The 25,702-nt window shown below is 38.0% G+C and carries 21 protein-coding genes and 1 pseudogene; 17 read left to right on the top strand and 5 right to left on the bottom strand.

Going from position 1 to position 25,702, the window contains the following annotated elements:
- Positions 1-21: 21 nt before the first annotated feature.
- The 5 genes and pseudogenes from GQR55_RS20130 to GQR55_RS00425 all read left to right on the top strand — a co-directional run.
- Positions 22-237: pseudogene (locus GQR55_RS20130) on the top strand (SMP-30/gluconolactonase/LRE family protein); the annotation flags it as partial.
- Positions 238-553: 316 nt separating this feature from the next.
- Positions 554-1,663, top strand: coding sequence for a mandelate racemase/muconate lactonizing enzyme family protein (locus GQR55_RS00440; RefSeq protein ID WP_165727455.1), 1,110 nt, complete (start codon positions 554-556; stop codon positions 1,661-1,663).
- A 448-nt stretch (positions 1,664-2,111) separates the two neighbouring features.
- Positions 2,112-3,284 carry a cytochrome P450 gene (locus tag GQR55_RS00435; protein WP_166419043.1) on the top strand — a complete coding sequence of 391 codons (1,173 nt, stop codon included), beginning with the start codon at positions 2,112-2,114 and terminating at the stop codon, positions 3,282-3,284.
- A 60-nt stretch (positions 3,285-3,344) separates the two neighbouring features.
- The gene (locus tag GQR55_RS00430) at positions 3,345-3,653 is read left to right on the top strand and encodes a 2Fe-2S iron-sulfur cluster-binding protein (protein WP_166376291.1); all 309 of its coding nucleotides are present in this window, start codon (positions 3,345-3,347) and stop codon (positions 3,651-3,653) included.
- Between the two features lie 16 nt (positions 3,654-3,669).
- Positions 3,670-4,947, top strand: coding sequence for an FAD-dependent oxidoreductase (locus GQR55_RS00425; protein ID WP_166419042.1), 1,278 nt, complete (start codon positions 3,670-3,672; stop codon positions 4,945-4,947).
- Here the strand turns inward: GQR55_RS00425 and GQR55_RS00420 are convergent.
- Entirely contained in the window at positions 4,933-5,787 is an 855-nt protein-coding gene (locus tag GQR55_RS00420) for a helix-turn-helix transcriptional regulator (protein ID WP_240916816.1), read from the bottom strand. The genes GQR55_RS00425 and GQR55_RS00420 overlap by 15 nt on opposite strands.
- Before the next feature lie 36 nt (positions 5,788-5,823).
- Here GQR55_RS00420 and GQR55_RS00415 point away from each other — a divergent pair, with 36 nt between their 5' ends.
- The 4 genes from GQR55_RS00415 (at position 5,824) to GQR55_RS00400 (ending at position 10,237) form a co-directional block, all read left to right on the top strand.
- Positions 5,824-6,933, top strand: a complete 1,110-nt coding sequence (locus tag GQR55_RS00415; protein WP_166419041.1) for a Zn-dependent alcohol dehydrogenase — start codon at positions 5,824-5,826, stop codon at positions 6,931-6,933.
- Positions 6,934-6,944: 11 nt separating this feature from the next.
- Positions 6,945-7,763 (top strand): alpha/beta hydrolase-fold protein, encoded by an 819-nt coding sequence (locus GQR55_RS00410; protein WP_165727460.1) that lies wholly within the window; start codon positions 6,945-6,947, stop codon positions 7,761-7,763.
- Between the two features lie 11 nt (positions 7,764-7,774).
- Positions 7,775-9,697, top strand: coding sequence for a beta-agarase (locus GQR55_RS00405; RefSeq protein WP_166419040.1), 1,923 nt, complete (start codon positions 7,775-7,777; stop codon positions 9,695-9,697).
- Between the two features lie 198 nt (positions 9,698-9,895).
- A complete protein-coding gene (locus tag GQR55_RS00400; RefSeq protein WP_166418992.1) occupies positions 9,896-10,237 on the top strand; it encodes a hypothetical protein in 342 nt (113 codons plus the stop codon).
- Here the strand turns inward: GQR55_RS00400 and GQR55_RS00395 are convergent.
- The gene (locus tag GQR55_RS00395) at positions 10,208-10,594 is read right to left on the bottom strand and encodes a YkgJ family cysteine cluster protein (RefSeq protein ID WP_007586180.1); all 387 of its coding nucleotides are present in this window, start codon (positions 10,592-10,594) and stop codon (positions 10,208-10,210) included. The two genes, GQR55_RS00400 and GQR55_RS00395, sit on opposite strands and share 30 nt — an antisense overlap.
- 663 nt (positions 10,595-11,257) lie before the next feature.
- Here GQR55_RS00395 and GQR55_RS00390 point away from each other — a divergent pair.
- Positions 11,258-11,686 (top strand): hypothetical protein, encoded by a 429-nt coding sequence (locus tag GQR55_RS00390; protein ID WP_007586178.1) that lies wholly within the window; start codon positions 11,258-11,260, stop codon positions 11,684-11,686.
- 136 nt (positions 11,687-11,822) lie between these two features.
- On the opposite strand, the gene GQR55_RS00385 is transcribed toward GQR55_RS00390, so the two are convergent.
- Positions 11,823-12,818 carry an alpha/beta hydrolase gene (locus GQR55_RS00385; RefSeq protein ID WP_166419039.1) on the bottom strand — a complete coding sequence of 332 codons (996 nt, stop codon included), beginning with the start codon at positions 12,816-12,818 and terminating at the stop codon, positions 11,823-11,825.
- Between the two features lie 500 nt (positions 12,819-13,318).
- Between GQR55_RS00385 and GQR55_RS00380 the strand changes: the two genes are divergently transcribed.
- A complete protein-coding gene (locus tag GQR55_RS00380; RefSeq protein WP_165741213.1) occupies positions 13,319-15,784 on the top strand; it encodes a ricin-type beta-trefoil lectin domain protein in 2,466 nt (821 codons plus the stop codon).
- Between the two features lie 234 nt (positions 15,785-16,018).
- Here GQR55_RS00380 and GQR55_RS00375 read toward each other — a convergent pair whose 3' ends face one another.
- Positions 16,019-17,122 carry a hypothetical protein gene (locus GQR55_RS00375; RefSeq protein WP_007586172.1) on the bottom strand — a complete coding sequence of 368 codons (1,104 nt, stop codon included), beginning with the start codon at positions 17,120-17,122 and terminating at the stop codon, positions 16,019-16,021.
- Positions 17,123-17,199: 77 nt separating this feature from the next.
- Complete coding sequence (locus tag GQR55_RS00370) at positions 17,200-17,973, bottom strand: phytanoyl-CoA dioxygenase family protein (protein ID WP_007378079.1); 774 nt, start codon at positions 17,971-17,973, stop codon at positions 17,200-17,202.
- Positions 17,974-18,208: 235 nt separating this feature from the next.
- Between GQR55_RS00370 and GQR55_RS00365 the strand changes: the two genes are divergently transcribed.
- From GQR55_RS00365 to GQR55_RS00340, 6 genes are all read left to right on the top strand, one after another.
- Entirely contained in the window at positions 18,209-18,976 is a 768-nt protein-coding gene (locus tag GQR55_RS00365) for an IclR family transcriptional regulator (protein WP_166419038.1), read from the top strand.
- 251 nt (positions 18,977-19,227) lie between these two features.
- Positions 19,228-21,999, top strand: a complete 2,772-nt coding sequence (locus tag GQR55_RS00360) for a TonB-dependent receptor (RefSeq protein WP_166419037.1) — start codon at positions 19,228-19,230, stop codon at positions 21,997-21,999.
- Positions 22,000-22,079: 80 nt separating this feature from the next.
- The gene (locus tag GQR55_RS00355; protein WP_166419036.1) at positions 22,080-23,633 is read left to right on the top strand and encodes a tryptophan halogenase family protein; all 1,554 of its coding nucleotides are present in this window, start codon (positions 22,080-22,082) and stop codon (positions 23,631-23,633) included.
- A 23-nt stretch (positions 23,634-23,656) separates the two neighbouring features.
- A complete protein-coding gene (locus GQR55_RS00350; protein WP_166419035.1) occupies positions 23,657-24,379 on the top strand; it encodes a SapC family protein in 723 nt (240 codons plus the stop codon).
- Positions 24,380-24,600: 221 nt separating this feature from the next.
- Positions 24,601-25,080 carry a hypothetical protein gene (locus tag GQR55_RS00345; RefSeq protein WP_206012000.1) on the top strand — a complete coding sequence of 160 codons (480 nt, stop codon included), beginning with the start codon at positions 24,601-24,603 and terminating at the stop codon, positions 25,078-25,080.
- Between the two features lie 27 nt (positions 25,081-25,107).
- Complete coding sequence (locus GQR55_RS00340; protein WP_165740628.1) at positions 25,108-25,701, top strand: DUF1287 domain-containing protein; 594 nt, start codon at positions 25,108-25,110, stop codon at positions 25,699-25,701.
- The last annotated feature ends 1 nt before the right edge of the window (position 25,702 follow it).

The following is a 25,702-nucleotide window of genomic DNA, read 5'->3' as shown; positions in this document are numbered from 1 at the left end:
CAAGAATTACCACCAGCAATTAAGCATGACCAAGGCTTACCAGATGGTTTAAAGGTACATAAAAGTGGGATTATATTTGCTACAGGTCCCAATGGGTTATGGTTATTTAATAAAAATGCTGAGCTACTAGCTCAAATTGAAATGCCAAATATTAGTGCTAATCTAACGTTTAACCAATCACAAAACCGCGTTTATATAACATCGCATACAGAGCTATTGGCACTTGATTTAAAATAGTCTTGTTATTCTATTGTTAAATTAAAGCCCCTATAAGCACGCTTGATAGGGGTTATTTACTCTTTGTTGCCTACATGAATGAAGGTAAGGGGCGTGAGCAGGACGCGGAAGCTTTGCTCGGTTTTCACTTAGGCCACTAGGTTACAAATCTCACGCTGCGATTAAATAGCCTCGAGTTTGAACAAATTTTAATTCTCAAAGATCAACAGACCTTCGGATAATTTCGCTTAATTAAACAGATAACCTTTACAACAACAAACACCTGTTGTAAATTGTTAACAATGAACAGTGTCATGTAAACTAATTCGGTGGCTTAATGAAAGTATCATCACAAACAATCAAAAGTGTAAAAGTTGAGTATTACCAAATTCCGCTAGCAGAAGTGTTAAGTGATGCAAAGCATGGCGATCACACTCACTTTGAAGTTATTGCGTTGCATATTATGACTCACGACGGGTATGAAGGGATGGGATATACCTACACTGGCGGCAAAGGTGGTCGCGCAATTTATTCACTCCTTAACGATGAAATAAAGCCCGGATTAATTGGGAAAAATTCAATGTCTATCATGGCAATTTGGGACAAATTGCAGTGGGATCTTCATTATGTTGGCCGAGGTGGACTACTTAGCTTTGCGATTTCAGCAGTTGATATAGCGCTGTGGGATATTAAGTGTAAGCGCTTAAATGCACCATTATGGCAAGTTGCGGGTGGTAGCAGTGACCAAACAAAATGCTATGCAGGCGGAATAGATTTAAACTTTAGCCAAGAAAAACTGCTTAGTAATATAGATGGTTATTTAAATCGTGGCTTTAATGCAGTAAAAATTAAAGTCGGTAAACCCAACTTTAAAGAAGATATAGAACGTGTAGCCGCAGTAAGAGAGCTAATAGGTAAAGATAAAATACTTATGGTAGATGCCAATTACTCAATGACTGTTGAGCAAGCTATTCGTTTTGCTAAATCAATTGAAAAATACGACATAACCTGGTTTGAAGAACCGACTATACCTGATGATTACAAAGGCTTTGCTCGCATAGCACAAGCGACTTCAATACCGCTTGCAATGGGTGAAAATTTGCATACATTGCACGAGTTTGGTTATGCGATTGAGCAAGCTAAGTTAGGCTTTTTACAGCCTGATGCGTCAAACATTGGCGGTATTACGGGGTGGTTACACGTGGCAAGTATGGCATATACACACAACTTGCCAATTTGTAGCCATGGCATGCACGAGTTACATGTCTCACTGTTAGCATCTCAGCCTCATGCTGGCTTTTTAGAAGTTCATTCATTCCCTATAGATGAATATACAACACGTCCTTTAAGGCTTAAAAATGGCCAAGCATGCGCTCCAGATATAATAGGTACGGGTGTAGAATTTGACCCTCAACTAGTGAAAAAGCATTTAATTAAACAGTCGTAATACAAAAATTAGTAACAAAAGAAAAGAGTTGTTGTGTGTCCACAAATTCAGCGTAGAGATTATTTATCAAGGAATGAATAATTACCTCTTTGTCATAAGATTAAATTTATGAATACTGATTTTGTGGACGCTTTTATAAAGTTAAATTGTGATTAGTATTGCAACTATTGATTATTTTACACAAACCCAAATTGCTAAGTCTGCTGTAAACCCGATGGTTGTAATTAACGCCGAGAATAGTTTTATTTCAATGCTTTAAATTAATTAGTTAGGGGCTCTCACAACCCCACCAAAGCCAGCTTAAATTGCTGGCTTTTTTTATATTTTAAAAATAGCAATAAAGAGCATCAAATTACCATTTTTAAGCCAAATCCGTGTATTTGTATCATTAAGTTGTGATTAAAATGGTGTATCAAAAATAGATTAATAATAGAAATTAGGTTTCATTATGACGTCAAAAGTAACTGGTATTAGCGAGTTTCCCGATGCGTTTGCACAGCAACGAAGAGTAACAGGAATGGGTCAAATGGATGACCAAAACGATCCTGTAAATATGATCTTAGGCTTAAAAGATGTACGAAAAGCAGCGCATAATTGTGCTGTTTTTCAATCGGGTGCTAAACCTGGACGTATTGTAATTCCATCAGAAGTGGCAATACGTGAAACACGCCAAATTCCATTTGAAGTAGACCCGCCTGAGCACGGCGGTTTTCGTGAACTATTAAACCCTTGGTTTAAACGCCCACTAGATGAATGTTACCAAGCGCGTTTACAAACCATTATTGATGAAACCATTGAAAACGCCTTTAAAGCAGAGTCGTTTGATGTGGTGTCACAATTTGCTTTACCACTTCAATCTAAAGCGTTAACGCTTTTACTTAATACCTCAATGGATAAAGCACAAACATGGATAGATTGGGGTACTCATGTATTTAGAAGTGAAGGCAGTGACCTTGATGGCGATAAAGCCAATATTCTATACAACTACATTGATGAGCAAATAGAAAACGCCATTTTAAACCCTGGTGATGATTTATATTCAGTGCTTTTAAATTCAGAGGCGAACGGTAAAAAGCTGAGTAAAGAAGAAATAAAAGGTGTGATGATCCTCACCTTTGCAGGGGGGCGCGACACCGTTATAAACGCGATCACAAACTCTATTGCCTACTTTAGCGAAAACATCAGCGATTTAAAGCGTATTGATGATCAGCCTGAAATATTAAACAGGGCCGTAGAAGAACTAATTCGCTATTTTTCGCCGCTTACGCAAATGGGCCGTGTCGCTACGCAAGACACAAGCGTATGTGAGCACGCTATAAAAGCCGACACACGAGTTTCGTTATGTTGGGCGTCGGCTAATCGCGATGAAAAGGTATTCAAAGATCCCAACAATGTCGACTTCGATCGAAAAGTTAACCCGCATATTAGTTTTGGTTTTAGCCATCACAATTGTTTGGGCGCAACGCATGCCCGCCAAATTCTACGTCAACTAGTGTTATCACTTGCTAATAAAGTTGCTCAAATAGAGACAATAAAAGCAGATGAAAATATTGAAAAACTCGGTGAGTTTTCAAGAAAGGTAGGCTTTAACAGTCTGCACGTTAGCTTTAAATCAAAATAAAAACACCGTAGAAAATAGTTAAATAAATACAGTAACAAGTAAAAGTAGAGGATTAATACGATGGCGAAAGTAATATTTATAACCAAAAAAAACGATGCAGTTGAAGTTGAAGGCGATAGTGGTTCATTAATGGAGCTTGCAACCGCTAATGGTGTTAGCGGTATTGATGGCGACTGCGGCGGTGTTTGCTCATGCGCAACATGTCATATTTATGTAGCTCCAAATGATTTTGAAAAAATAGGTCAACCAGAGGAAATAGAAAGCGACATGTTAGAGCTTGACGACAACGTTACACAGTATAGCCGTTTATGCTGTCAAATTGAGGTTACTGAGGCTATTGATGGCATGACCTTTGTAGTCGCTAACTAATAAAATAGGCATCATTATGCAAAACACACAATTAGAATCAAACAGGCTGCAGCAAAGTGTTGTAATTATTGGTGCCAGCCATGGTGGGGTTAATTTTGCATTTAACTTACGCCAGCAAGGTTGGCTAGGTAAAATAACATTACTTGATAGTGATTTAGAGTTGCCTTATCACAGGCCGCCGCTTTCTAAAAAAACGCTGCAATCGTTAGAGGTAAAATCAACGCCTTTAAAAGTACTAAAAACCTATACAGATAACCATATAGATTTATGTTTAGGTGAACGTGTTACTGCAATTGACAAGCAAAACAAAACAGTGACTCTTAAAAATAATAAACAACTAGATTTTGATAAATTAGTGATCGCGACTGGCTGCTCGCCCTTTATACCCCCCATTAAAGGCCTTAGTGAAACTGTTGACGAATATGGCAACCCTCACTATTTTGCGATGCGAACACACGCAGACGCAGTTGCGATAAAAACAGCATTGAATTCAAGTGTTGATAAAGATGTTGTCATCATAGGTGGTGGTTACATTGGCCTTGAATCGGCATCATCCTTTATAGCACTTGGCGCTAAAGTAACGGTTATCGAAAAACAAGAAAAAATACTATCGCGAGTCACATCATCTGCTATGTCTAACTTTTTAACTGATTTACACAAAACGAAGGGGGTAGACCTGCAAACAGCAAAAGATATTGTACAAATTAAGCACACAAACAATAAACATTATGTGCAATGTAGTGATGGCAGTGAGTATCCCGCCGATTTTATTTTAATTGGCGTAGGTGTAAGGCTAAATACACAACTTGCAACAGATGCTGAGCTGGTGGTTGAGCAAGGCATAAAAGTAAATGACGTATGCCAAACATCACACCCTGATATCTACTCAATTGGTGATTGCACTATTCATTTTAATAAAATTTATAATCGTTGGATCAGACTTGAGTCGGTACAAAACGCAGTTGACCAAGCTAAAGTTGCTGCGCAGTTTTTAGCTAAAAATAATACGTCAGCTCCTGCACTCCCTTGGTTTTGGTCAGATCAATACGAATATAAATTACAAATAGTAGGTTTATCACAAGGCTATAACGAGATTATTAAGCGCCAAGAAGCGAACGATCAATTTTCTCTTTGGTATTTTAATAATGATTCACTACTTTGTGTAGAAGCTGTTAATCATGCAAAGGCCTATGTACTGGGCACACAAGCTATTAAGCAGAGTTTAAAAGTAAACAAAAAAGTATTGAACGACTTAACGATATCGCTTGCAAAACCTCATTTATTTGAGACGTAACTGCTGTCGATACTGATGCGGAGTTACTTTAAAGTGATTTTTAAACTGCTTAATAAAATACGAGGGGCTAGAAAAGCTTAAATCGTAAGCTATATCAGTCACCGAAACATCACTTTGCCCAAGTAAGCGGGCAGCGCTATATAACTTGTGCTGAATAAGGTAGTCGGAGTACGGCACTCTAAAGTGCTTTTTAAATACCCTTGAAAAATACGAAGGTGATAAATGGCAAAGGGCTGCGGCTTGCTCAAGTGACAGGTTAAGGCCGTTATTTGTTTTAAGCTCATTAATTACCGGAGCAAGCTTTTTAAAACTTGCTGAGCTACTTAATGACGTTTGCTGCTTAGATAAACTGCTTTTACCATATTCGCACACCATAGTGATTAAGCTATCAAACAGTTGAGCACAGGTTTTACTTTTAGGATTTTCGTTAAATTCGCTAAGCATCCAAGCGAGCAACTTATGAATCCTTTTTTGTATTTCAATGCTAAAGCTTAAATGCAAACCAGTTTTTAGTAATTCTATAAATTCTTGTAAGGCCTGATTATTAAGGCGTTCAGGCATAAATTGCACAATATACCAAGATTTAGGGCGCGGATTTAAAGCAAAGTCGTGGGTTTCCATAGCGGGTGTAAAAACGGCCTCAAAATCAGAAAGAATCGATTCACCTTGATGATAAAAATAAGTGCCGTCAATTTGTTCAAAAAATATAAATTCATGCACCTGATGAAAGTGCATAAAACATGAATAGCTATCGTGCTGAAGATAACTTACATGATGAATTTCGAAATCGTAACCGTCTTTTATACAAAACGGTTCACAGTAAATTGTCGGTTGCTTCATAACATAATACTTATATTTAGAGACTTAGGAGTCTACATGTACAAGGCAAAAGCTGCAATTGCAGATGGAAAAGGCGGTTTTTTCTTCGATACCGTTAATGTCGGAAAACCAAGTGCTGGCGAAGTAAAAATTAAAATAAAAGCCTCAGGTATTTGTCATACAGATTGGGATTCAATTAAAACGTGGAATAAAAAATTTATCATTGGTCATGAAGGCGCAGGAACCGTTATTGAGTTGGGCGAAGGTATAACGGAATTTACTATCGGCGATAAAGTAATACTAAATTGGGCAATTCCGTGTGGTGAGTGTTTCCAGTGCCAAGAGGGTAATTTACACATTTGTGAAGTAAATAGCCCCGTAACTGGCAATGGTTTATGCGGACACGCAGGTAAACAAGCGTGTGAGCATAATGGCAATAGCTTAGAGCGCTCATTTCATTTAGGTACGATGAGCGAATACACCGTCGTTAAGGCTGCTGCAGTTATAAAAATACACAGTGACATTCCTTTTCCAAGTGCCAGTATTGTTGGTTGCGGCGTAATGACCGGTTACGGATCAGTAGTTAATGCAGCTAAAGTAAAAGCAGGTTCTTCAGTGGCCGTATTAGGCTGTGGAGGCGTAGGACTAAATGCAATACAAGGGGCTGCAATTTCAGGCGCCGCTAAAATAATAGCAATTGATTTGTCACCGGAGCGATTAACACAAGCTAAAGCATTTGGTGCTACACATACCGTACTTGCTAAAAAGTATGACCCTGATTTAGTTCACATGATAAACGAAGTTAAAGCGCTAACAAATAGTCGCGGAGCCGATTATGCCTTTGAGTGTACAGCAGTGCCGGCACTTGGTTCAGCGCCATTAGCATTAATACGCAGCGCGGGAGTTGCGGTACAAGTGAGTGGCATTGAGCAAAAAATAGATTTTGATTGCGAACTATTTGAGTGGGATAAAATTTATATAAATCCGCTCTACGGGCAATGTAATCCTAAGCGCGACTTTGCTCAAATACTAGACCTTTATGACGCAAAAAAGCTCAAGCTCGATGAGCTAGTCACAAAAACTTACTCGTTAGATGAGTTACAAACAGGCTTTGACGACATGCTAGCAGGGCGTATCGCTAAAGGTGTCGTCGTGTTTGATGATTAAAGGAGTATAAAATGGCAATTCATCGTTTAGAAATATCAAATAGCAGCTACACCGCTGATAACTTTGTAACGCTAACCGCGTATAGCAGCCACTTAAAAGGGCGAGGTGATATAAGCATTTACCAAGAAGCAACCAGTAATAAAAATGTACCTATAATTGTATTACTGCATGGTGTGTATGGTAGCCACTGGGTGTGGAGCCAGCTAGGGGGCGTACATAAAGTGTATCAGCAGCTTCGTAGCAGTGGCCTTAACGAGTTTGTATTAGTGATGCCATCAGATGGCGCGCACGCCGAGGGCAGCGGGTATTTGCCACTTAAAAATGCAGATTATGAAGCATGGATAGTTGATGATGTGATTAGCGCTGTTATTCAAACTCAACCAATGTGCTCGAGCTCATCAAATATTTATATTACGGGCCTTTCAATGGGAGGGTATGGAGCATTATGTTTAGGTGCAAAGCATCCAACTATTTTTAGCGGTATATCAGCGCATTCATCAATTACTGAGCTTGACGACTTTAATCACTTTGTTGATGAACACACTCTAAAACCACTAAAAAAAACCACTGATAAGTACAAAGGCGACGTGTTTAAAACATTGAGCGCGAATAAAAAGACATTACCGCCACTGCGATTTGATTGCGGAAAAGACGATGTACTTTTTAGTGCTAATACTGCGCTTGCAAAAAAGCTAGTTGATGAAAATGTTCCTCATACGTTCGATATTTTTGCAGGCACCCATTGCTGGGAGTATTGGCACGAACATGTAGCTAAAACTATGATCTTTTTTGCTCAATTAGAAAGCAAAACTCACACACAATTAAAATAAGGAAATAACCCATGAAAGTCATTAGCTCACTTTTAATTGCATTTGCATGTACTGCATCAAGCAATTTAGTCGCACAGCCAGAAGTATCCGTAAATTTAAACGTAAAGCGAAGTATTGACGGCCTATCAACCTTTGATAGAAGCAAATATATTGTTATGCACTCGATGCTAACAACAACCGATTGGAAGGGGGAAGAAGATAAGCTCGACTACTTACTTAACGACCTTGATGTGTACTTTGGTCGTGATAACGGTTCTATGCCGTATTACGCGACTCAAGTTGAGCAAAACCCAAATAATCTAGGGTACGCAAGCCCTGAGAGTATCGCTGCTTATGGCAAAACTGCTCGCGAAGATTATTATGGTAAAACGTTGTCGAAGCTTCATAAATACGACAATAGAGCCCATGTAATGATAGGCGGGCAAATTAATCAGTTTTGGATTGGTAATCATAAAGGCAAAGGCGAATGGAGCTTTGCTAATACCGATGCCGTGGGTCAATACATGGGACATTTTGTAAATGAATTTTATCGAAATGACAACCAAGGACCGAACAAAGGCCCAGCACGCCCACAATACCTTGAAATACTTAATGAGCCACTTTACGAACTTGTTGATGTACATCACGGTAAGCCTATCGATACATTTATTTTTCATAACGAAGTAGCCCAAGGCATACGAAAAGTTAATACAAGTATTAAGATTGGTGGGTACACCACTGCCTTTCCATGGTTTGACGATAACAATTTCAATCGTTGGGATGAGCGAATGAAGCTATTTTTAGATACCAGCGGTGAATACATGGATTATTTTTCGATTCACCTTTATGACTTTGGCTACTTAAACCGCGATAAAGGCGTTGCTAACTTTAAAGGAGCCCGTATAGAAGCCACTATGGATATGATGGAGCAATACGAAAAGCTTAAACTAGGTAAGGTAAAACCTTTCATGATTTCGGAATACGGCGGGCGTGACCATAAAACAGAAGCAACGCCATGGACTGCAATAAATGACTGGCAAACTATGAAATCGTTTAGCCCTATGATGATACAATTTATGGCTAAACCGAATCTCATACTTAAAGCCATTCCATTTAGTTTAGCAAAAGCAGAGTGGAGTGGTAATGAGGGACGCGATTATGCTTGGCGCTTACTACGCCACAATGACGAAAAAACAGGTGAAACAGGCGATGAATATGTATTCACCGACATTATTAAATTTTATCAATTGTGGTCAGATGTAAATGGCACACGTGTTAATACTGAATCAAACGAAGCCGACTTACTAGTAGATAGTTATGTAAACAATAACAAAGCATATGTAATTATCAGTAATTTAGAAACAAGTGCTAATAGCGCCTTGCTAAATTTAACAGAGCTACCAAGCAATCCGATTAATAACATTAAAATTAAGCACTTGCACTTTGCTAATGGTGAGCCAACACTTACAACAACATCACAAAATATTGGTGTAAAAAATGAGTTACCAAAAAGCATTAACATAGGCGCAGAAGCCACAGTAATTATTGAATATACGTTCAGCGACAATATAAAAATTATTGCTGAGTCTGACGAGCATAAATACTATGCAACAACCTACAAACAGGCAATTAAAGCCAATACAGCGCTTAAATTTAACATTAACGATGTAAAAATAAGTGAATATGGTAAAGGTATATTGCGTTTAAGTTTTGGTAGAGAGCATGATTTAGCTCAACAACCTATCGTTAAAGTAAATGACACTTTAGTTACTGTACCAACCGATTATGCCGGTGATGAGCAAGTATTTCGCCCACAAGTATTTAGTATGCTAGAAATCGAAGTACCAAACGAGCTGTTAAAAACCAATAATACAATATTAGTTACATATCCTGATGATGGCGGATTTGTTAGCAGCGTGACGCTCCAAGCGTTTGAGTACAGTGATGATATTTAATTTAAAAAACTAACTATTTGTTATGATATAAAAAGCAAGGTCACTAATTATTAGTGGCCTTAGTTGTTATTCGTCCGCTTTTTAAATTCATAGACAATCTTTAATTATCACAGAAGTCTTATTAAATTTTAAAAATAGATGGCATAATTCGTATGCATTAGTGATTGATCTTTATGTGTATTATATTTACTTGTGCTATTGGCCGAAAAGAAAACAGATGCCTTAATGGTTGGCGGAAGCTTATTTTATGTTTATCCCGCACTACTTGTTTATGGGGTACCAATATCAATTTTATTAAAAAAATTTAATGTTTTTAATTTACCTATGGTTCTTTTAGCGAGTGTAACTCCATTTATTATAATTATTCCAATGGGATGGAATGAGCCTATAATACCCTTATTTGTAATTTGCTTTGGCTCTATTGTTGTGGCTATAGGTTGTTGGTATACACGTTTACTCTTATTTAAAAATAAAAAAATAACCAATAACCTGTTGCAGTTTAAAAGAGAGTTACCGACTATCAATCATAAGTATATCTAGTTTATGTTGAGCCCTGGTTTGATTTTTTATGTCGATAGGTTCAATCATTTCGCATTCGTCTCTGATCATTTCAGGAATGAGGCTTGGGTAGTGGCGACAGTCCTCTGGGCGGTCGAGGTAAATACTGCAGGTATACATATTTTTAGCGAGAGGATCTTTTTTAGGCGCAATTTCTAAAAATGGGCACACTTGAAGTCTTAAGCCTGTTTTTGGGTCAAACCAAATTTCGTTGTTTTTAACGTATTCATAAATTTCGGGGTTAAAGAGCTCCCATAAATCTATTTCCTCTTTCGTTGCGCTTAAATCGCCGCCGCCATATTTAATACAGCATTTACCACACTGGTTGCATTCTTTCATAATTTGCTAATTTGGTTGGCTGTTAACGAGTTTAAGTTAGTTATTAGTGTAGCACCAAATTTATTATTAACGCTCTACTGAATTTACCCATCCTTTAATTTTTGGGTGTGTAAACAATAGTTAGATACAATAACTTAAGTTAAAACCCTTTGTTACATTTTATATAGTACAGGCTTTATTTAATGGTTTACTCTAAAGGTAGCGAAAAATATTACAAACCCCGCTTGAGCAACTGTGTGATTGTTAAATGTTGCTGAGCGCAGATACCTAAGCAGGGCGTTATTATGAAGGAGGCTGTCACTAAGTTAAAAACAGAATTTAATGCAAAGCTATTGTATTGGAACAATCTTAAAAGTAGCAAAGCCAAAGCGGCAATCATCCTATTATTTTTAGTTGTCATTGCACTTAAAGTCTTTACGACCATTTTTACGTTGGATTGGGTTGCAAGTTTATTCAGCGTGTAAGTTTACCAAGAGTAATTGCGATAAAGTTTAATCTCAGAGTGTTTAACGCCTACGCGATGTTCATTATTAATGTATTATTACGCTATACACCAAATTAAATAAATCAGTTGTTTAAATACGTTTTATAATGACTGTAATGATACATTTTAGCTAAATTGAGTGAGTAAATGAGTTTAGCTGCATTAAAGGATAACCAGTGATGATGAATACAAAAGTATATAAAGCGGTACATGATCTAGCAGAAGATTTAATGGCGGCGGCTAACAAAAATAACCGTGAAAAGTTTGAGTCGTTATTTGCTCAATTAAAAGCTATTTGTATTGAAAACGAAAACACCTCAAAAGATCACCCTGTACAATGGGAAACTTTAGCTGATTTTACCGAAGAGTTAGAAGAGGCAATTACTACTTACGAAAAAGCATTAGAAAAGTCGATTGCGATTAATAACAAAGATCACATGTCGTCGGTTTCTTTTTCAATGGCTACATTACAGCTTGAGCTTGGCCAAAAAGATGAAGCTATTAAAAACCTTCAAAATGCTAAAGTCAGCGCCAATAAAATTGAAGACAAAGAGCTTAAAGCTGAAATACACGACCTACTAGAGTCGCTTATTGAAGAAGAAGGTTAAATACATAAAAGTATAACTTATCCATATTAAATGTGATTTTTGTGGATTTAGCTTGAGCTTAATAAAGCGCTGATGGTTTATACCCTCAGCGTTTTTTTATGTTCGCTATAAATACTAAACCAAAATAAAAGGCTTACTATTGAGCTAGCTTATTCATAAAGTCGATAATGTACTTTGCAATTTCTACTGGTTTTTCTTCAACGCTAAAGTGCCCTGAATCGAGTAAATAGAGTTCAGCGTTCGGTACATCTTTTAAGTATGCTTTAGCGCCTTCGGCTATGAATGCTGGGTCGTTTTTACCCCATACAATTAACGTTGGTGGTTGGTACTTGCGTAAATAAGCTTGCCACTTTGGATAGTCGAGAAGGTTGTTGTAGTAATCTTGTAGCAATTGCACTTGAATTACTCTATCGGCTTTGGTTTGTAAAAAGTGAAGATCGTGCGTCCAGCTATCTGGGCTCATCACTTCTGGGTTACTTTGTACGTCTCGTAAATACTGCTTATTAATAATGGCTTGTTCAGACGTGAACGAATAAATTTTATCTTGCTGAGCTTTCGAACTATCTTCATTCGCGGCTTTAAAAAATGCTTGCCTCGGTAGGGTTAGCCCCTCTAAATACGCATTACCATTTTGTACAATAAGTGCATCAAGTTTATTAGGATTATTTAACAGCATTCTAAAGCCTACGGGCGCTCCAAAGTCTTGTATATATAGGCTGTAGCGCTTTACTTTAAGCGTTGTGAGTAACCCTTCAACGTATTGAGCTAGTAATTCAAAAGTATATTTTTGAGTTTCTGGGTTTGGGCGGTCGCTATAACCTGAGCCTAAATAATCAGGTGCTATCACATGATAACGCCCAGATAAAAGCGGAATAAGCTCACGGTAGCTATGTGATGACGACGGATAACCATGTAAAAGTACAATTGTTTGCTCATGTTGCTTGCCTGCTTCTCGATAAAATATTTTTTTACCATTTACGTTTGCATATTTGTAAGTGGTTTTTGAAGGCCATACAGCATCTGTGGCGTACACTTTGGCGGTAAGTGTAGACATAGATACTAATAAAAACACAATAAATGAGGCGATGTGAGCAGGTCTTATTTTAAGATTGTTTTGTATATCTGGGTGCATAACTAAACTCGTTAATGTTTTGGTAATACTGCTTTATTAACAAATTAGACCAGCCATCTTAATAATTACATTCATTAAAACTTCCAATTTACTTAAATGTCTAAGTATAAAATATAATAATTGTTAACAGTTTAACCTCTAAAATATCAATTCGAATCTGTCGTAAAAAAATATATTCTTAAAAAACTAAGTGCATATATAAAAATTTAATTCTTGTACTTATTTCATGCCGATAAATTAAAAAGTATTTAGTAACATATGCTTACGGTTGTTTTTTGTCGTGTGTGTTATAAGTGACTATTATTTGTAACTATAAATATTGTGTTCATGTTGTTCATTTAAACTTTAAATTCACGTGCCTATTTATGGTACTAAAGCGTGAAATTTGAACAAATCATTAATTTACTGTTGCATACAGTTAATTGTTAACATTATATTGATTGTGAATTCGATGCCTTTACACAAAGGATTAATTTTCACACCAAGATAGGTAACAAAAAATGAAAAAAAGCTCATTGTATTGCGCGATTTCGAGCGCGCTATTACTTTCAAGCGTTTTTAATGCACACGCTGGCACTGTTATTAAACAAACGTCTTCACAAATGTGTTTTAGAACCGCTGATAATGCAGTAAATGGTACTCAAGTAGTATTAAACAATAACTGTAGCGGTGATGCAGCAGGGTTTAGCTGGACATCTGGTGGGAGTATAAAGCACGTTAAGTCGGGTTTATGCGTCCACCCTGGCGGCTTAGCAAACCCCGTCGATGGACAGCAACTTGTTTTGTGGTCGGGTTGTGACTTTGATAACCGAGTGAAGTTTACTAAAACGTCGGCTAATGCTATTAAGCATGTATCAGGAGGTAAATGTGTTCAACCAACTAACACATCAGACGGTAGTAATTTAGTTGTTAAATCGCAGTGTGGTGCAAATCAAAGTAAGTTTGTTGTTGAGCAACAAGTAAATAGCGGTGCAAACGTTAGTAACGATACAGTCAAGGTACAGTTTAATATTGATACTAAGCATGCGGTGGGTCAGTTTGATAGTTTTGATCGTCGTAAGTTTATTACATTACATTCATCAAATACCGAAAGTGACTGGTTTGGAAATAATGCTCAAAGTTTAAATGCGCCTAATGCTGATCCTAATTTAATGACGAACTTTTTAGAAAATTATGATGTATATTTTGGCCGCGATACCGGCAGCATGAAATATCAATTAACACAGTTACCAGAAGATTCGGCTAAACCAGGTTATGCAAGTGCGGTAACGGCTACAACTAATGGTGGCGGTGTTAAATGGAATTACTCCAATATTACCACAGATGAAGCTAAAGCAATGCGAAAGCATGAAGGGCGTAACAGTGATTTAATTGTCGCAGCACAGCAGCACCCTTATTACCCAGATGGTACTAAAATTGGTAACCAAAACTGGTCTTTTTCGCAAACTGATACTGCCGGCGAACCACTAGGCACCGCGCTTGGTGATTATATGGCGCAGTTTTTACAAAAGTACTTTAAAGCTGGCGCATCAGATACTCTAGGTCAAAAGCGCCCAACATACCTTGAAGTTATGAACGAGCCACTATTTGAACTACACGACTTTCCTCATAAAGGTTATGACAAAGAAAGTCTATATGACATCTTTAGGCTACATAACTCAGTTGCAGATGTAGTTCATAATAATTCAGCATTGAACGATGTAAAAGTAGGCGGTTTTACAGTGGCATTTCCTGATTATGAAAAAGGGGCAAACTATTTTGATAATTGGAAGCAACGCGACAAGGCATTTCTAGATATTGCAGGAGATAAAATGGATTTTATTTCGATGCACTTATACGATTTTCCAAACTTTCCAGGCGGCCCTGGTGGTCAACATCAAGAGCAATACCGTAAAGGTAGTAACATGGAAGCGACTCTTGATATGGTTGAGCAATACATGGCTTATAAATGGGGGAGTATTAAACCAATAGTCATTTCGGAATATGGATCGCAACTGCAAGGGTCTTTTGGCACTAAATGGACACCGCAACGTGATTGGCTATGTTTAAAAGCAATGAGCTCTATGCTTATGAGCTTTATGGAAAGGCCTAACCGTATTGATAAAGCCATACCGTTTATTCCATTAAAAGCAGAGTGGGGCCGTATAAGCGATACCATTCCGTATTACTGGCGTTTACTACGTCAAGCTAAAGAGGGAGAAGGTGAAACCGGCGAGCAGTGGGTTTACACCGAAATGGTTAAGTTTTACCAGCTTTGGTCAGATATTAAAGGGACGCGAATCGATAGCTGGGCGAGTGATTTGGATATACAAGCAGATGCTTATGTTGATGGCAAAGATGTTTATTTGGTATTAAACAGCCTTGAAAATTCACCAACCAATATTGATTTAAGTGTTTTAGGCGGTGGTTCTAATAGCGTTACTGGCGTAAACATTAAGCATTTACATCCTGATGCTCAAGGTAAACCAGTCCTTGATGATAACGATAGTACAGTATTACCTGATTTAGTTAATTTGGGCACAGAGTCAACGATGATCATTAAAATTAGTCATCAAAGTAATGTGATAATTAATAATATTAATCAAGAAACTAAGCACTACGCAAGTGCTGTGGTTAAAGATATTGTTGCTAACTCAACTCAGTTTTTTACAATTAATAACGTTGATAAAGGAACTAATGGCGAGGCAGTATTACGCTTAGGTGTTGGTCGTCCTCATGGTAAGTCGCTTACACCTACGGTTACTGTTAATGGTAATAAAGTCGCTGTACCTACTGATTTTAGAGGGTACGACCAGGTTAATGGAGGGTTAGGACGCGAACGTTTCTTTGGTGTACTTGAAATACCGGTACCTTATAGCGACCTTGCAAAAACGAATAGTATTGAAGTGACATTTCCAGACACTGGCGGCGCTGTTAGTTCACTTACATTACAAAACTTTAAAATGAGTAAAAGCATTACTCGCTAAAAACGTGTAATAAAGGTTTAGTAATAAACAAACTGCGGGTTTATCTATATGATAGCTTCGCAGTTTTTTATTTGTATCGCTACAACTGCCTAACACAATACAAATAAACTAATACTAAATATGCGAGGAATGGCTTTAGGTGTATTTTTGCTGTTAAGCCTGTGAGTTTTATGCTTTATAATGAGTACAAGGTACTCATTATTAAAAATAAACACTATTCTCAGAGCGTTAAACTTAGCATGGTTGTTTTATTAATTTAATTGGGTATGTTTTAGAGGAGTTCCACTGGCCTACATATAAGTTGTCGTCTTGATCTACGCAAATACAATGCACGTGATTAAAAATGTCCCCGTTACTTTGCATCGGCTGTAGTTCACCATTTTTGTACTGGGGTTGCGGTGCTCCTAAATTAGCTATGAGCGTGTTATTTTTATCAAATATACTAATAAAGCCAGAGTCGTCAGCATTTTTATTGTCAATATGCGACCAGCAAACAGGTGCATAAAATAGTTCGCCTTTGAACACGGGACCGCCAATATATGCCCCATTAGCGCTAATTCTATCAAGGTACTTACCATCAAACGAAAATACTTTTAAACATTGCTCAAAACGAGAGCTTACTATTAATGTGGGATTTGATGGATCGCGTAAGTCTACTTCAATACCGTGGGTGTTGTGTAAATTGTAATTTTCGTCATCATTATGGTGACCGCCCCAATGGTTTATATAGCGGCCTTGTTTATCATAATGCAGTAAAAAGTCGCTACCATAACCGTCGGTTACGTATAAGTCCCCATTGGGGGCAATGGCAATATCAGTAGGGCGAAAAGGTTGCTCGGGTTTATAAGCACCGCACGTTTGTGGATGGCCAATACTGTAAATCAGTTTGCCATCTAAGGTCATTTTGGAAATAAAGCCAGCCTGTGGAATGACATTGTTAGTAGGGCTATCCCATTGCTCTGTGCTGTGACCATCCCAGTGGCGATTAACAATCCAGCCACTATCTACAACGTATAAAAATTCTTGCTCGCCTTCTTTTACAATTTTTATAGCGTGTCCACCAGGAAAAGAGCTTCCAAAAGCGTCAAGTAATTCACCGTTTTGGCTATAAACTAAAATATTATTAGTCGTGTTATCGGTGATCATAAATATTCTTCCTTGTGAGTCCATCACCATCGCATGACAATTTTCTATAGGGTATTTATTTGGGTTTAACTTCCCCCAGTGGGCGTCTATTTTGTATTTAAATTGACCTTGGCCAATTATTTTCCCGTGCGGGTCTTCGTCATTTTTAGGAGTAGCGTGAGGTATAAGGTGTTTTTGCTCTGAGGTTAACATACAGAATTTTCCATATAAAAAAACCAGCTTATGCATTGGGCTATAATGCATAAGCTGGTTTAGGCTAGAAGGTTACTTTAAGTGCGTTCTTTTGCTTTAAAATTTAAAATAGCATCATCGTTAACGCGATTTAAAGGGTAATAAACAGCTTCGTTTTCTTTAAATGGTTGGTTGCTAATCGCATTGTAAGCACTGATCATTGACCAGCGAGGTTCTGCAGCACGGTTTTGATTTGATTTATGCAGTAAATTACAGTGGAAAAACAGTACATCACCTGGTTCAAGTTCTACATTGATAAGTTCATGGTACTTCATTGCTTCTTCTACAAACTCTAAACAGGCGCCTTTTTGGTCACCCGTTTTACTGTGATCTAATCGTCCCAAATGATGTGAGCCTTTAAGTACTTGCAAGCAACCATTTTCTTGCGTCGCTTTATTAATGGCGACCATACAGCTAATTGATTTTGGATAAAGCATGTAGTTATCACGATGCCAGTAGCCAAAATCTTGATGCCATTCCCAGGCGCCACCTACAAATGGTTCTTTCATCATAATTTTAGTGCTGGTGTGGTACACCTCTTCGCCAATAAGTGTTTCGCATACTTCAATTAAACGACGACCGCGAGAAAACATACTGTATAAATCGTCGCCTGTTTTTTGCCATAAACAGACTTTACTTACAGCGCCGTCGGCGTCTTTTTTGTCCCATGCTCGCTCATAGAGTGTATCGTCATTAAAAGCAGTTTGTTGTAATAGCTCAATTTCATCAGCGCTGTAGTAATTTTTGACAATAATATAACCATCACGGTGAAAATCAGCTATTTGTTGTGGTGTTAAATAAGTGTGTGACATAAATATATTTCCATTTTCTCTTACAGTTGTATATTGTTAACAATGATTGCTCGGTTAAGCATTTAGGTCAAGCGTAATTTATATAAAAATATAGAATTCATATATGAATGGGTTTTGTTTTATTAAGTTATTGATTTTAAATTATTATTGAAAATTTCAAACTAAAAAAAAGTTTTAAATTTATATATAAACAAACGTATTGTTTATCAATTTTAAAAGGCATAAATAAGTACAAATGAACGATAAATCAAAAACTAAATATGCAGTTCCTGCTTTAGATAAGGGGTTGGATATATTAGAATTTTTAGCAAAAAATAAAAGGCCTTGTACACAAAGTGAGATAGCGGCTGGTATTTTAAAAACACCTAACGAAGTCTATAGAGTACTTGTTGGGCTTGAAAAGCGCGGTTATCTAATTCGCTCTGAAACCTCTGGTCGATATCATTTGTCATTAAAGTTGTATAATTTATCGCGAAGTATTTCACCAATGGATAATGTACTAAAATCGGCCTTGCCACATATGGAAGATCTAGCTGTAAATATTGAACAGTCATGTCATCTAAGTATGCTTTATCAAAGCCAAGCTATGGTGGTAGTGCAAGCGCGTAGCAAAAGCCCTATGCATTTGAGTATTGCAGAGGGGGCTTTATTTCCACTTAGTAGCTCAAGCGCGGGTAAACTGCTTTTAGCCAACAGTAATGACGAAGTGCGGCAAATGCTTATCGAACACGATGAAATTTACAGTGCTAGTAAAGACGCCTATAAAGCATTATTAAATGAGCTAAACACAATCAAAGTGCAAGGGCACATAATGCAAAGCAATCCACTTATCGCCGGAGTACACGATTTTAGTGTCTTAATTGGCAAGCCTAATGCAAATTTAATAGCTGCATTGACCATTTCTTCTTTTGACTCAACCCTAAACACTCACGCTAATAAACACAGTGTAATTAGCGAGCTTAAAAATACCGCCCAAAAAATAACCTCGTTATTAGAGCGCTAATACCAACTGGCGCTTTTGTAGGAAGCAACCCGCTCAACAATCATGCATAAGTCTCAGTACTTTACTGCTTGCTTACAATATCGAATAAAAAACCAACGCTAACTGTAAAATAAATGGTCAATTTGTTTGACTTAGTTAGCTAAACTAATTTATTGTAAAGTTAATTGTTAACAATATTTTGGTAACAATAAGCATCCCGTAAATAATCCGTCAACGATTACACGTAATAAACACAATATTTAGGTGCAAAAATGACTAACACACAATTTAAATTAAATGCGATTTGCGCAGCAATGCTGATAACGTCTCCTGTAAGTTATGCCGCACAGGAAAACGAGACAACTGTACAAAGTGATGTTGAAGTTATCCAAGTAACTGGTATTAGAAGCGCATTAAGTAAATCTGCGTCAATAAAACAAGACTCATCGGGCGTGGTAGATGCTATTTCAGCTGAAGATATTGGTAAGTTACCAGATACTAACCTAGCTGAATCGCTGCAACGTATTAGTGGTGTATCAATCGACCGTGCAAACAATGAAGGCAACCAAGTTAGTGTCCGTGGTTTTGGTCCAGGTTTTAACCTTGTCACCTTAAATGGCCGCCAAATGCCTAACTCCTCTGTATTGCAAGAGGCGGGTGTTTCACGCAGCTTTAACTTTAGAGAAATAGCAGCAGAAAGTGTATCGGGTGTGTCTGTTTATAAAACAGGTAAAGCGAATGTAGCCTCCGGAGGGATTGGCGCAACCATTAATATAAATACAGCAAAGCCGTTTGATTTTGATGGTTTTAAAGCCTTTGCTAATGCAAAAGGAATATTAGATACCAGCTCTGAAGATTCTAATTTAACACCTGAAATTTCGGGAATGGTTAGCCAAACATTTGCAGACGATACATTTGGTGTTTTACTTGCGCTGTCGCATTCAGAGCGAGAAAGTGGCCGAGAGCGCGTAGGTACATCGCAAGGCTGGGTACGTAATCGCGCTAACCCCACAGGAGTAGATAGCAGTGCAATTGATACAACAGCTAATCCAACGGGTACTTATTGGGTACCTTGGACGCCAGAAATGGAGCGATTTGAAACTAAGCGCGAGCGTCAAAATGCGCAGCTGGTTTTACAGTATGCTCCAAGTGATAACTTAACGGCTACGCTGGATTACACTTTATCGCGCTTCGAAGAAACTAGTAACACCAATAAAATGGCATTTTGGTTCGATAATCCAACCGGTACAACTGATGCCAACGGTACGTTAGTTGATATTAAAAATGCAAATGATGAGTTGAATTTTTGGGCGTGGGAACTCTACGAAAAAAAAGAAAATGATTCACTAGGCCTTAACTTAGCGTGGCAAGCCAGCGATTCATTGAAACTTACGTTTGACGCTCATAACTCTACATCGCACTCAAACCCTGATGGAGATACTGCCGAAACGATTGCTAACTTAAAAAATGTACCGGGTTCTGTTAAATCAATTGGCGCTAACTTTTCGGGTGATATTCCGAGTATTACTGTCGATGACTCTACATTGCCAGGCGGTGCATACGATCCTGCTAATATCGTATCTGATTTATATCAGCGCCGTGGCTATGAAATGAAAAATACCATTAAGCAGTATCATGCAAGTGGACAATGGGAGAATTTGAAGAGTGGGGCACTCAGCGCTATTAATTTTGGTGTAATGTATACCGATTACCAAATTGATACTTATCTTTCTGAGCAGTTTTCATTTGTCGATATTCCCCTAGACAACCTAGGGCTAACCTTTGATGAACAAGGTGACTTTGCTGATGAGTTTTCAGGTTCTGATCAGCTATTTCCATTTATTCCACGTTACAGTGCCAACGATTTTGTAGATATTGTCAGAGATGAAGGATTATTTATTGAGCCAAATATTTCTACAAATGGGGTTGAGGAGCAAACGCTCGCGATATATGTATCATTTGATCTTAAAACCGAATTTAACGATATTCCAATTGATATGAATGTCGGTGTGCGCTACGAAGACACCGATGTAACAGGTTATTCAGTCAAGCCTGGGGTTGTTGCTTTTAACTATCGTCATGCTGAAGAACTTCGCCCTGTATTTGCTGCAACAGCAACACCGCAGGAGCTTGAAGGTGGTTATACACGTATATTACCAAACTTTGATATAAGCGCCGACTTAGATGACGGCTTTAAAACTCGTTTTTCATATAGTCGTACATTAGCCCGTGCAGGTATTGGTGGTATGTTCCCATCAACTACCATTAATGCCCGTCCTGAAGGACCGTTTAATGCATCGCAAGGTAACCCTAACTTATTGCCAATTACGTCAGATAACTTTGATTTTTCAGTTGAGTGGTATGGAGACGACGGAAGCTATGCATCGGTTGGTTACTTTAAAAAGTTTGTTGAAAACTTCATTGGTGCAGGCGTAGTGCAAGGTACGCTAAATGATGTAAATGGCGAGCCGTTACGCGATCCAAGTGTTAACCCCCGCCCTGGTTGTCCTGATAGTTCAGATACACCTAACCCAGCATGTTTAAGCCAAGCGTCAGACCCGATTGTTAAATTTGATATTGCAACGCCAGATAATCTTCAAAATCGTGAAGTAGATGGTTGGGAATTAAATGCGCAGTACATGGTGCCTGATACAGGCTTTGGCGTCGTTGCTAATTATACGATAGTTAATAGCGATGAATCGTTTAAACCGTATGATTTTGACCAAACAATTGCACTAGCAGGACTAAGCGACTCAGGTAATTTGGTCGGCTTTTACGAAAACGATGATTACCAAGTTCGTTTAGCCTATAACTGGCGCGATGATTTCTTACTGTCTTTGGGAACTGAGCCTACATTTACAGAGGCGTACGGTCAGCTAGATTTTAGTTTTAATTACACCATTAACGACACCTTGGGTGTTAGCTTTGATGCACTTAATTTAACTAATGAAACAACACGCCGCCATGGTCGTTTTACAGAGCAATTAGTATCTGCTGAGCAATATGGTCCGCGCTTTAGCATTGGCTTAAGTGCTAAATGGTAAATGATAAGTTAGTTTTTGACAAATAATACAAAACGACAGCTCAGCGCTGTCGTTTTTGCCTTTTAACTAACGAGGTTGCTATGAACGATGATATTAAATCAATAGTAATAGTTGGCGGTGGAACAGCAGGATGGCTAAGTGCAGGAATAATTGCAGCTTATTTACAAAAGCATCACAGTAAAAAAATAAATATTACGCTTATAGAGTCATCTGATATTCCAACAGTGGGAGTAGGTGAGGGGACGTGGCCTACTATGCGAAGAACCCTTAAAGATATGGGAATACGTGAGAGTGAGTTTATTCAAAAGTGTAATGTGTCGTTTAAACAAGGCGCCAAGTTTGCCAAATGGATTACAGGTGAAGAAGACGACTATTACTATCACCCGCTTGAACTACCAACAGGGATGTATGAACATAACTTAGCTACTAGTTGGCTAACTAAAAACGAGCCAAAACTTCCTTTTGCCCAGTATGTAAGTGCGCAGCAGTCAATATGCGAAAGTGGATTAGCTCCCAAACAAATCACCACACCCGAATTTAGTGCAATAGCAAATTATGCTTATCACTTGGATGCAGGCTTATTCGCTACATTTTTAAAAAACCACTGCATTGATAATCTTAATGTTAAACACATTGTAGGCACTGTCGTCGGTGTAAACAATTGCACAAATGGCGATATTAAAAGCGTTAGCCTTAATAATAAAATAGAGATAGCTGGGGATCTATTTATCGATTGCAGTGGCTTTAAATCGTTATTACTAGGTGAGAACTTAGGGGTGGGGTTTAAATCTTGTAAAGATGTATTATTTGCTGATAGTGCGCTTGCCATACACATGCCATACAAAGATGACGAACCAATATGCTCGCATACTTTATCTACAGCACAAACATCGGGCTGGATTTGGGATATAGGATTACAAACACGCCGTGGAATAGGGCATGTGTACTCTAGTAAACACATTAGTGATGAAGATGCTAAGCAGCAATTATTTGATTACTTAAATATTAATAAAGATCAGCAAAGCGAATACAAAGTTAAAAAGCTTAGTTTCGAACCAGGGCATCGTGAAAAATTTTGGCATAAAAACTGTGTCGCAGTAGGCCTCTCAGCTGGTTTTTTAGAGCCACTGGAAGCCTCCGCTTTATTACTGGTAGAAATATCAGCCAATTTTGTTGCGCAGCAATTTCCGGCCAATAGGCATGTAATGAATATAACCGCGCAGCGTTTTAACCGTACATTTAGCTACCGATGGGAGCGAATAATCGACTTTTTAAAGTTGCATTATATGTTGAGTAAACGAACCGACAGCCCATTTTGGCAAGCGCACTGTCATCAAAATACTATTCCACAAAGCTTAAAAGATAACTTATCACTTTGGGAATTTCATACACCAAGCGATAACCACTTTGATCATTCACAAGAAGTGTTTCCAGCAGCAAGCTATCAATATGTGATGTATGGCATGGGGTTTACAGGCTCAAGCGAACTGTATGGCAACTCAGAAAGTTATTTTAAAAAGGCCATTGCGCTTGTCAATAACAACCAGCAAGTCACCCAAAAATTACTTAATAAATTACCTACAAATAAAGAATTATTAGTGCAAATTAATCAATTTGGTATGCAGCAAATATAGTTAAAACATAAGAGCGACACACTATGACAAACTCAGTATTACTCGATAAAAATACACATAAGTACACTCGCATTAAAACTGAGCGAGGTGCACAGTACGGTGAGGCAATAAACTACATTCCGGTTGTTGCCGATGAGCTTTCTCAACTTGCATTAGACTACCCAGTCTATTTTATGAAAAATAATCAGACTGGGCAATTTGAGCTGTTTGCTTTAACCGGTTTTGATGAGGGACAAAATCTATTTTTACAAAAGGATATCTGGCAAGCTACTTACGTGCCATTACACATTCAGCGACAACCATTTAAGCTAGGCGTAGGTAATAGGCTTTCAAATAATAGTGAGCAAACCCAGTTAGCCGTTACAATTAACGAGCAGCACCCAAGAGTAAGTAATAGCGAAGGGGTACAATTATTTGATGAAAATTCAGAGCCAACTGCTTATCTAACTAATGTGAGTGAGCAGCTAATTAAGCTTATGAACGGCGGCGAACGCACAACCGCGTTTATCAATACCTTACTAAAACACGATTTAATTGAAGCAGTGCAGCTAAACATCACTCAACCAAATGGCAAAACACAAGGCTACAATGGCTTGTATTCTATTGCCGCAGATACACTACAACAACTATCTGCAGAAACACTAAACGTTCTGCACTCAATGGGTTACATACAAGCTTGTCATCTAATTATATGTTCGAGCGGACATGTTCAAAAATTAGTAAAATGGTTACACGATTTAAAATAAGTTTTTTATTAATTAGCGTTACTTACACCCACTGATTGTTCGTGTGAATTAGTTAATGCTCATACCTATGAAATAAGGAATGAATTACAACTCGAGACTATTATGTGTTCACTTCTTAGGTTTTGGAGTTCGATTATTTGCCTTGGTTTTGGTATCATTTAACTTATCGGCTTGTATCGCAATGGGAAATGTCAAGCCAGTAAACATTGATGATTAAGAGAATGGACATGCTCGAACAAATAGAACAATGGATTGATGCAACAAATATTAAATATAAAAACCAAAGAATTAGCTGTGAAAAATTTGCCAGTGAGTTTGCTGGGTTTTATCCTACTGAATTTTTAAAAAATGCCTTTTACGTTGTTGTCGATAAAATACCCAAACCTAACTTTCCTTTTTTGCGTGAAATGGGGCTAGGCGATTTTATTGACATGGATGCGGCTGGTACTACATACAAAAACACTTACTACATGCTTCCTTACGTGGCTGATAATTTAGCTGTGCATTTTCATGAACTTGTTCACGTAGCCCAATGGAGTGAACTTGGCGCCGAGGCTTTTATGTTGCGTTACATAACCGAAATTCAGCAGGTTGGTTATGCAGCTGTGCCACTTGAAGTAATGGCGTATGGTCTTGATAAGCACTTTACAAATAATGGCAAGAAAATAAACGTGCCTGAACACGTGGTTCAAGCGTTGTAGTTAATGAACATTTTCAAAGGATTGCATATGACACGCTTTACTGTTTTTTTACTGAGCTTACTTAGTGTAAATGCCTATGCGGCATCGTTTGATGACGATATTGTTGCAGCGCTGCTTGAAAGAACAACATACAACGTTACCTACGATGGGTCTTATCGCTCTATTACTTATCCGGGTGGCGATGTGCCCGCTAATGTAGGGGTGTGTACCGATGTAGTTATTCGATCATATCGACTTTTAGGTATTGATTTGCAAAAGCTTGTGCATGAGGACATGCTAAAAAGCTTTGAGCTATATCCCTCTAAGCGTATTTGGGGTTTAACCAAACCTGATAAAAATATAGATCACCGCCGAGTGCCAAACTTACAGGCTTACTTTAAAAATCATGGTCAAGTGCTCACTAAATCAAGTAACGCGAACGACTATAAAACGGGTGACATTGTAACGTGGATGCTGCCAGGTAATTTGCCGCATATTGGTATGGTTGTGAATGAGTTAGCAAAAGACACAGGGAATCCATTAATTGTTCATAATATTGGTCGAGGACCAGAAAAAAGCGACATGCTTTTCGATTTTAAAATTACGGGGCATTACCGTTTCGTCCCACAAGAATATAAATAAT

Source organism: Pseudoalteromonas sp. Z1A8, assembly GCF_011378855.1.
Lineage (GTDB): Bacteria > Pseudomonadota > Gammaproteobacteria > Enterobacterales > Alteromonadaceae > Pseudoalteromonas.
Note: the sequence above shows the minus strand (reverse complement) of the source record. Positions and strands in the feature narration are given on the sequence as shown.

Coding starts and splice junctions, on each gene's coding strand:
- GQR55_RS00440 (WP_165727455.1), top strand. CDS start 554: ATGAAAGTATCATCACAAACAATCAAAAGTGTAAAAGTTGAGTATTAC.
- GQR55_RS00435 (WP_166419043.1), top strand. CDS start 2,112: ATGACGTCAAAAGTAACTGGTATTAGCGAGTTTCCCGATGCGTTTGCA.
- GQR55_RS00430 (WP_166376291.1), top strand. CDS start 3,345: ATGGCGAAAGTAATATTTATAACCAAAAAAAACGATGCAGTTGAAGTT.
- GQR55_RS00425 (WP_166419042.1), top strand. CDS start 3,670: ATGCAAAACACACAATTAGAATCAAACAGGCTGCAGCAAAGTGTTGTA.
- GQR55_RS00420 (WP_240916816.1), bottom strand. CDS start 5,787: ATGAAGCAACCGACAATTTACTGTGAACCGTTTTGTATAAAAGACGGT.
- GQR55_RS00415 (WP_166419041.1), top strand. CDS start 5,824: ATGTACAAGGCAAAAGCTGCAATTGCAGATGGAAAAGGCGGTTTTTTC.
- GQR55_RS00410 (WP_165727460.1), top strand. CDS start 6,945: ATGGCAATTCATCGTTTAGAAATATCAAATAGCAGCTACACCGCTGAT.
- GQR55_RS00405 (WP_166419040.1), top strand. CDS start 7,775: ATGAAAGTCATTAGCTCACTTTTAATTGCATTTGCATGTACTGCATCA.
- GQR55_RS00395 (WP_007586180.1), bottom strand. CDS start 10,594: ATGAAAGAATGCAACCAGTGTGGTAAATGCTGTATTAAATATGGCGGC.
- GQR55_RS00390 (WP_007586178.1), top strand. CDS start 11,258: ATGATGAATACAAAAGTATATAAAGCGGTACATGATCTAGCAGAAGAT.
- GQR55_RS00385 (WP_166419039.1), bottom strand. CDS start 12,818: ATGCACCCAGATATACAAAACAATCTTAAAATAAGACCTGCTCACATC.
- GQR55_RS00380 (WP_165741213.1), top strand. CDS start 13,319: ATGAAAAAAAGCTCATTGTATTGCGCGATTTCGAGCGCGCTATTACTT.
- GQR55_RS00375 (WP_007586172.1), bottom strand. CDS start 17,122: ATGTTAACCTCAGAGCAAAAACACCTTATACCTCACGCTACTCCTAAA.
- GQR55_RS00370 (WP_007378079.1), bottom strand. CDS start 17,973: ATGTCACACACTTATTTAACACCACAACAAATAGCTGATTTTCACCGT.
- GQR55_RS00365 (WP_166419038.1), top strand. CDS start 18,209: ATGAACGATAAATCAAAAACTAAATATGCAGTTCCTGCTTTAGATAAG.
- GQR55_RS00360 (WP_166419037.1), top strand. CDS start 19,228: ATGACTAACACACAATTTAAATTAAATGCGATTTGCGCAGCAATGCTG.
- GQR55_RS00355 (WP_166419036.1), top strand. CDS start 22,080: ATGAACGATGATATTAAATCAATAGTAATAGTTGGCGGTGGAACAGCA.
- GQR55_RS00350 (WP_166419035.1), top strand. CDS start 23,657: ATGACAAACTCAGTATTACTCGATAAAAATACACATAAGTACACTCGC.
- GQR55_RS00345 (WP_206012000.1), top strand. CDS start 24,601: ATGGACATGCTCGAACAAATAGAACAATGGATTGATGCAACAAATATT.
- GQR55_RS00340 (WP_165740628.1), top strand. CDS start 25,108: ATGACACGCTTTACTGTTTTTTTACTGAGCTTACTTAGTGTAAATGCC.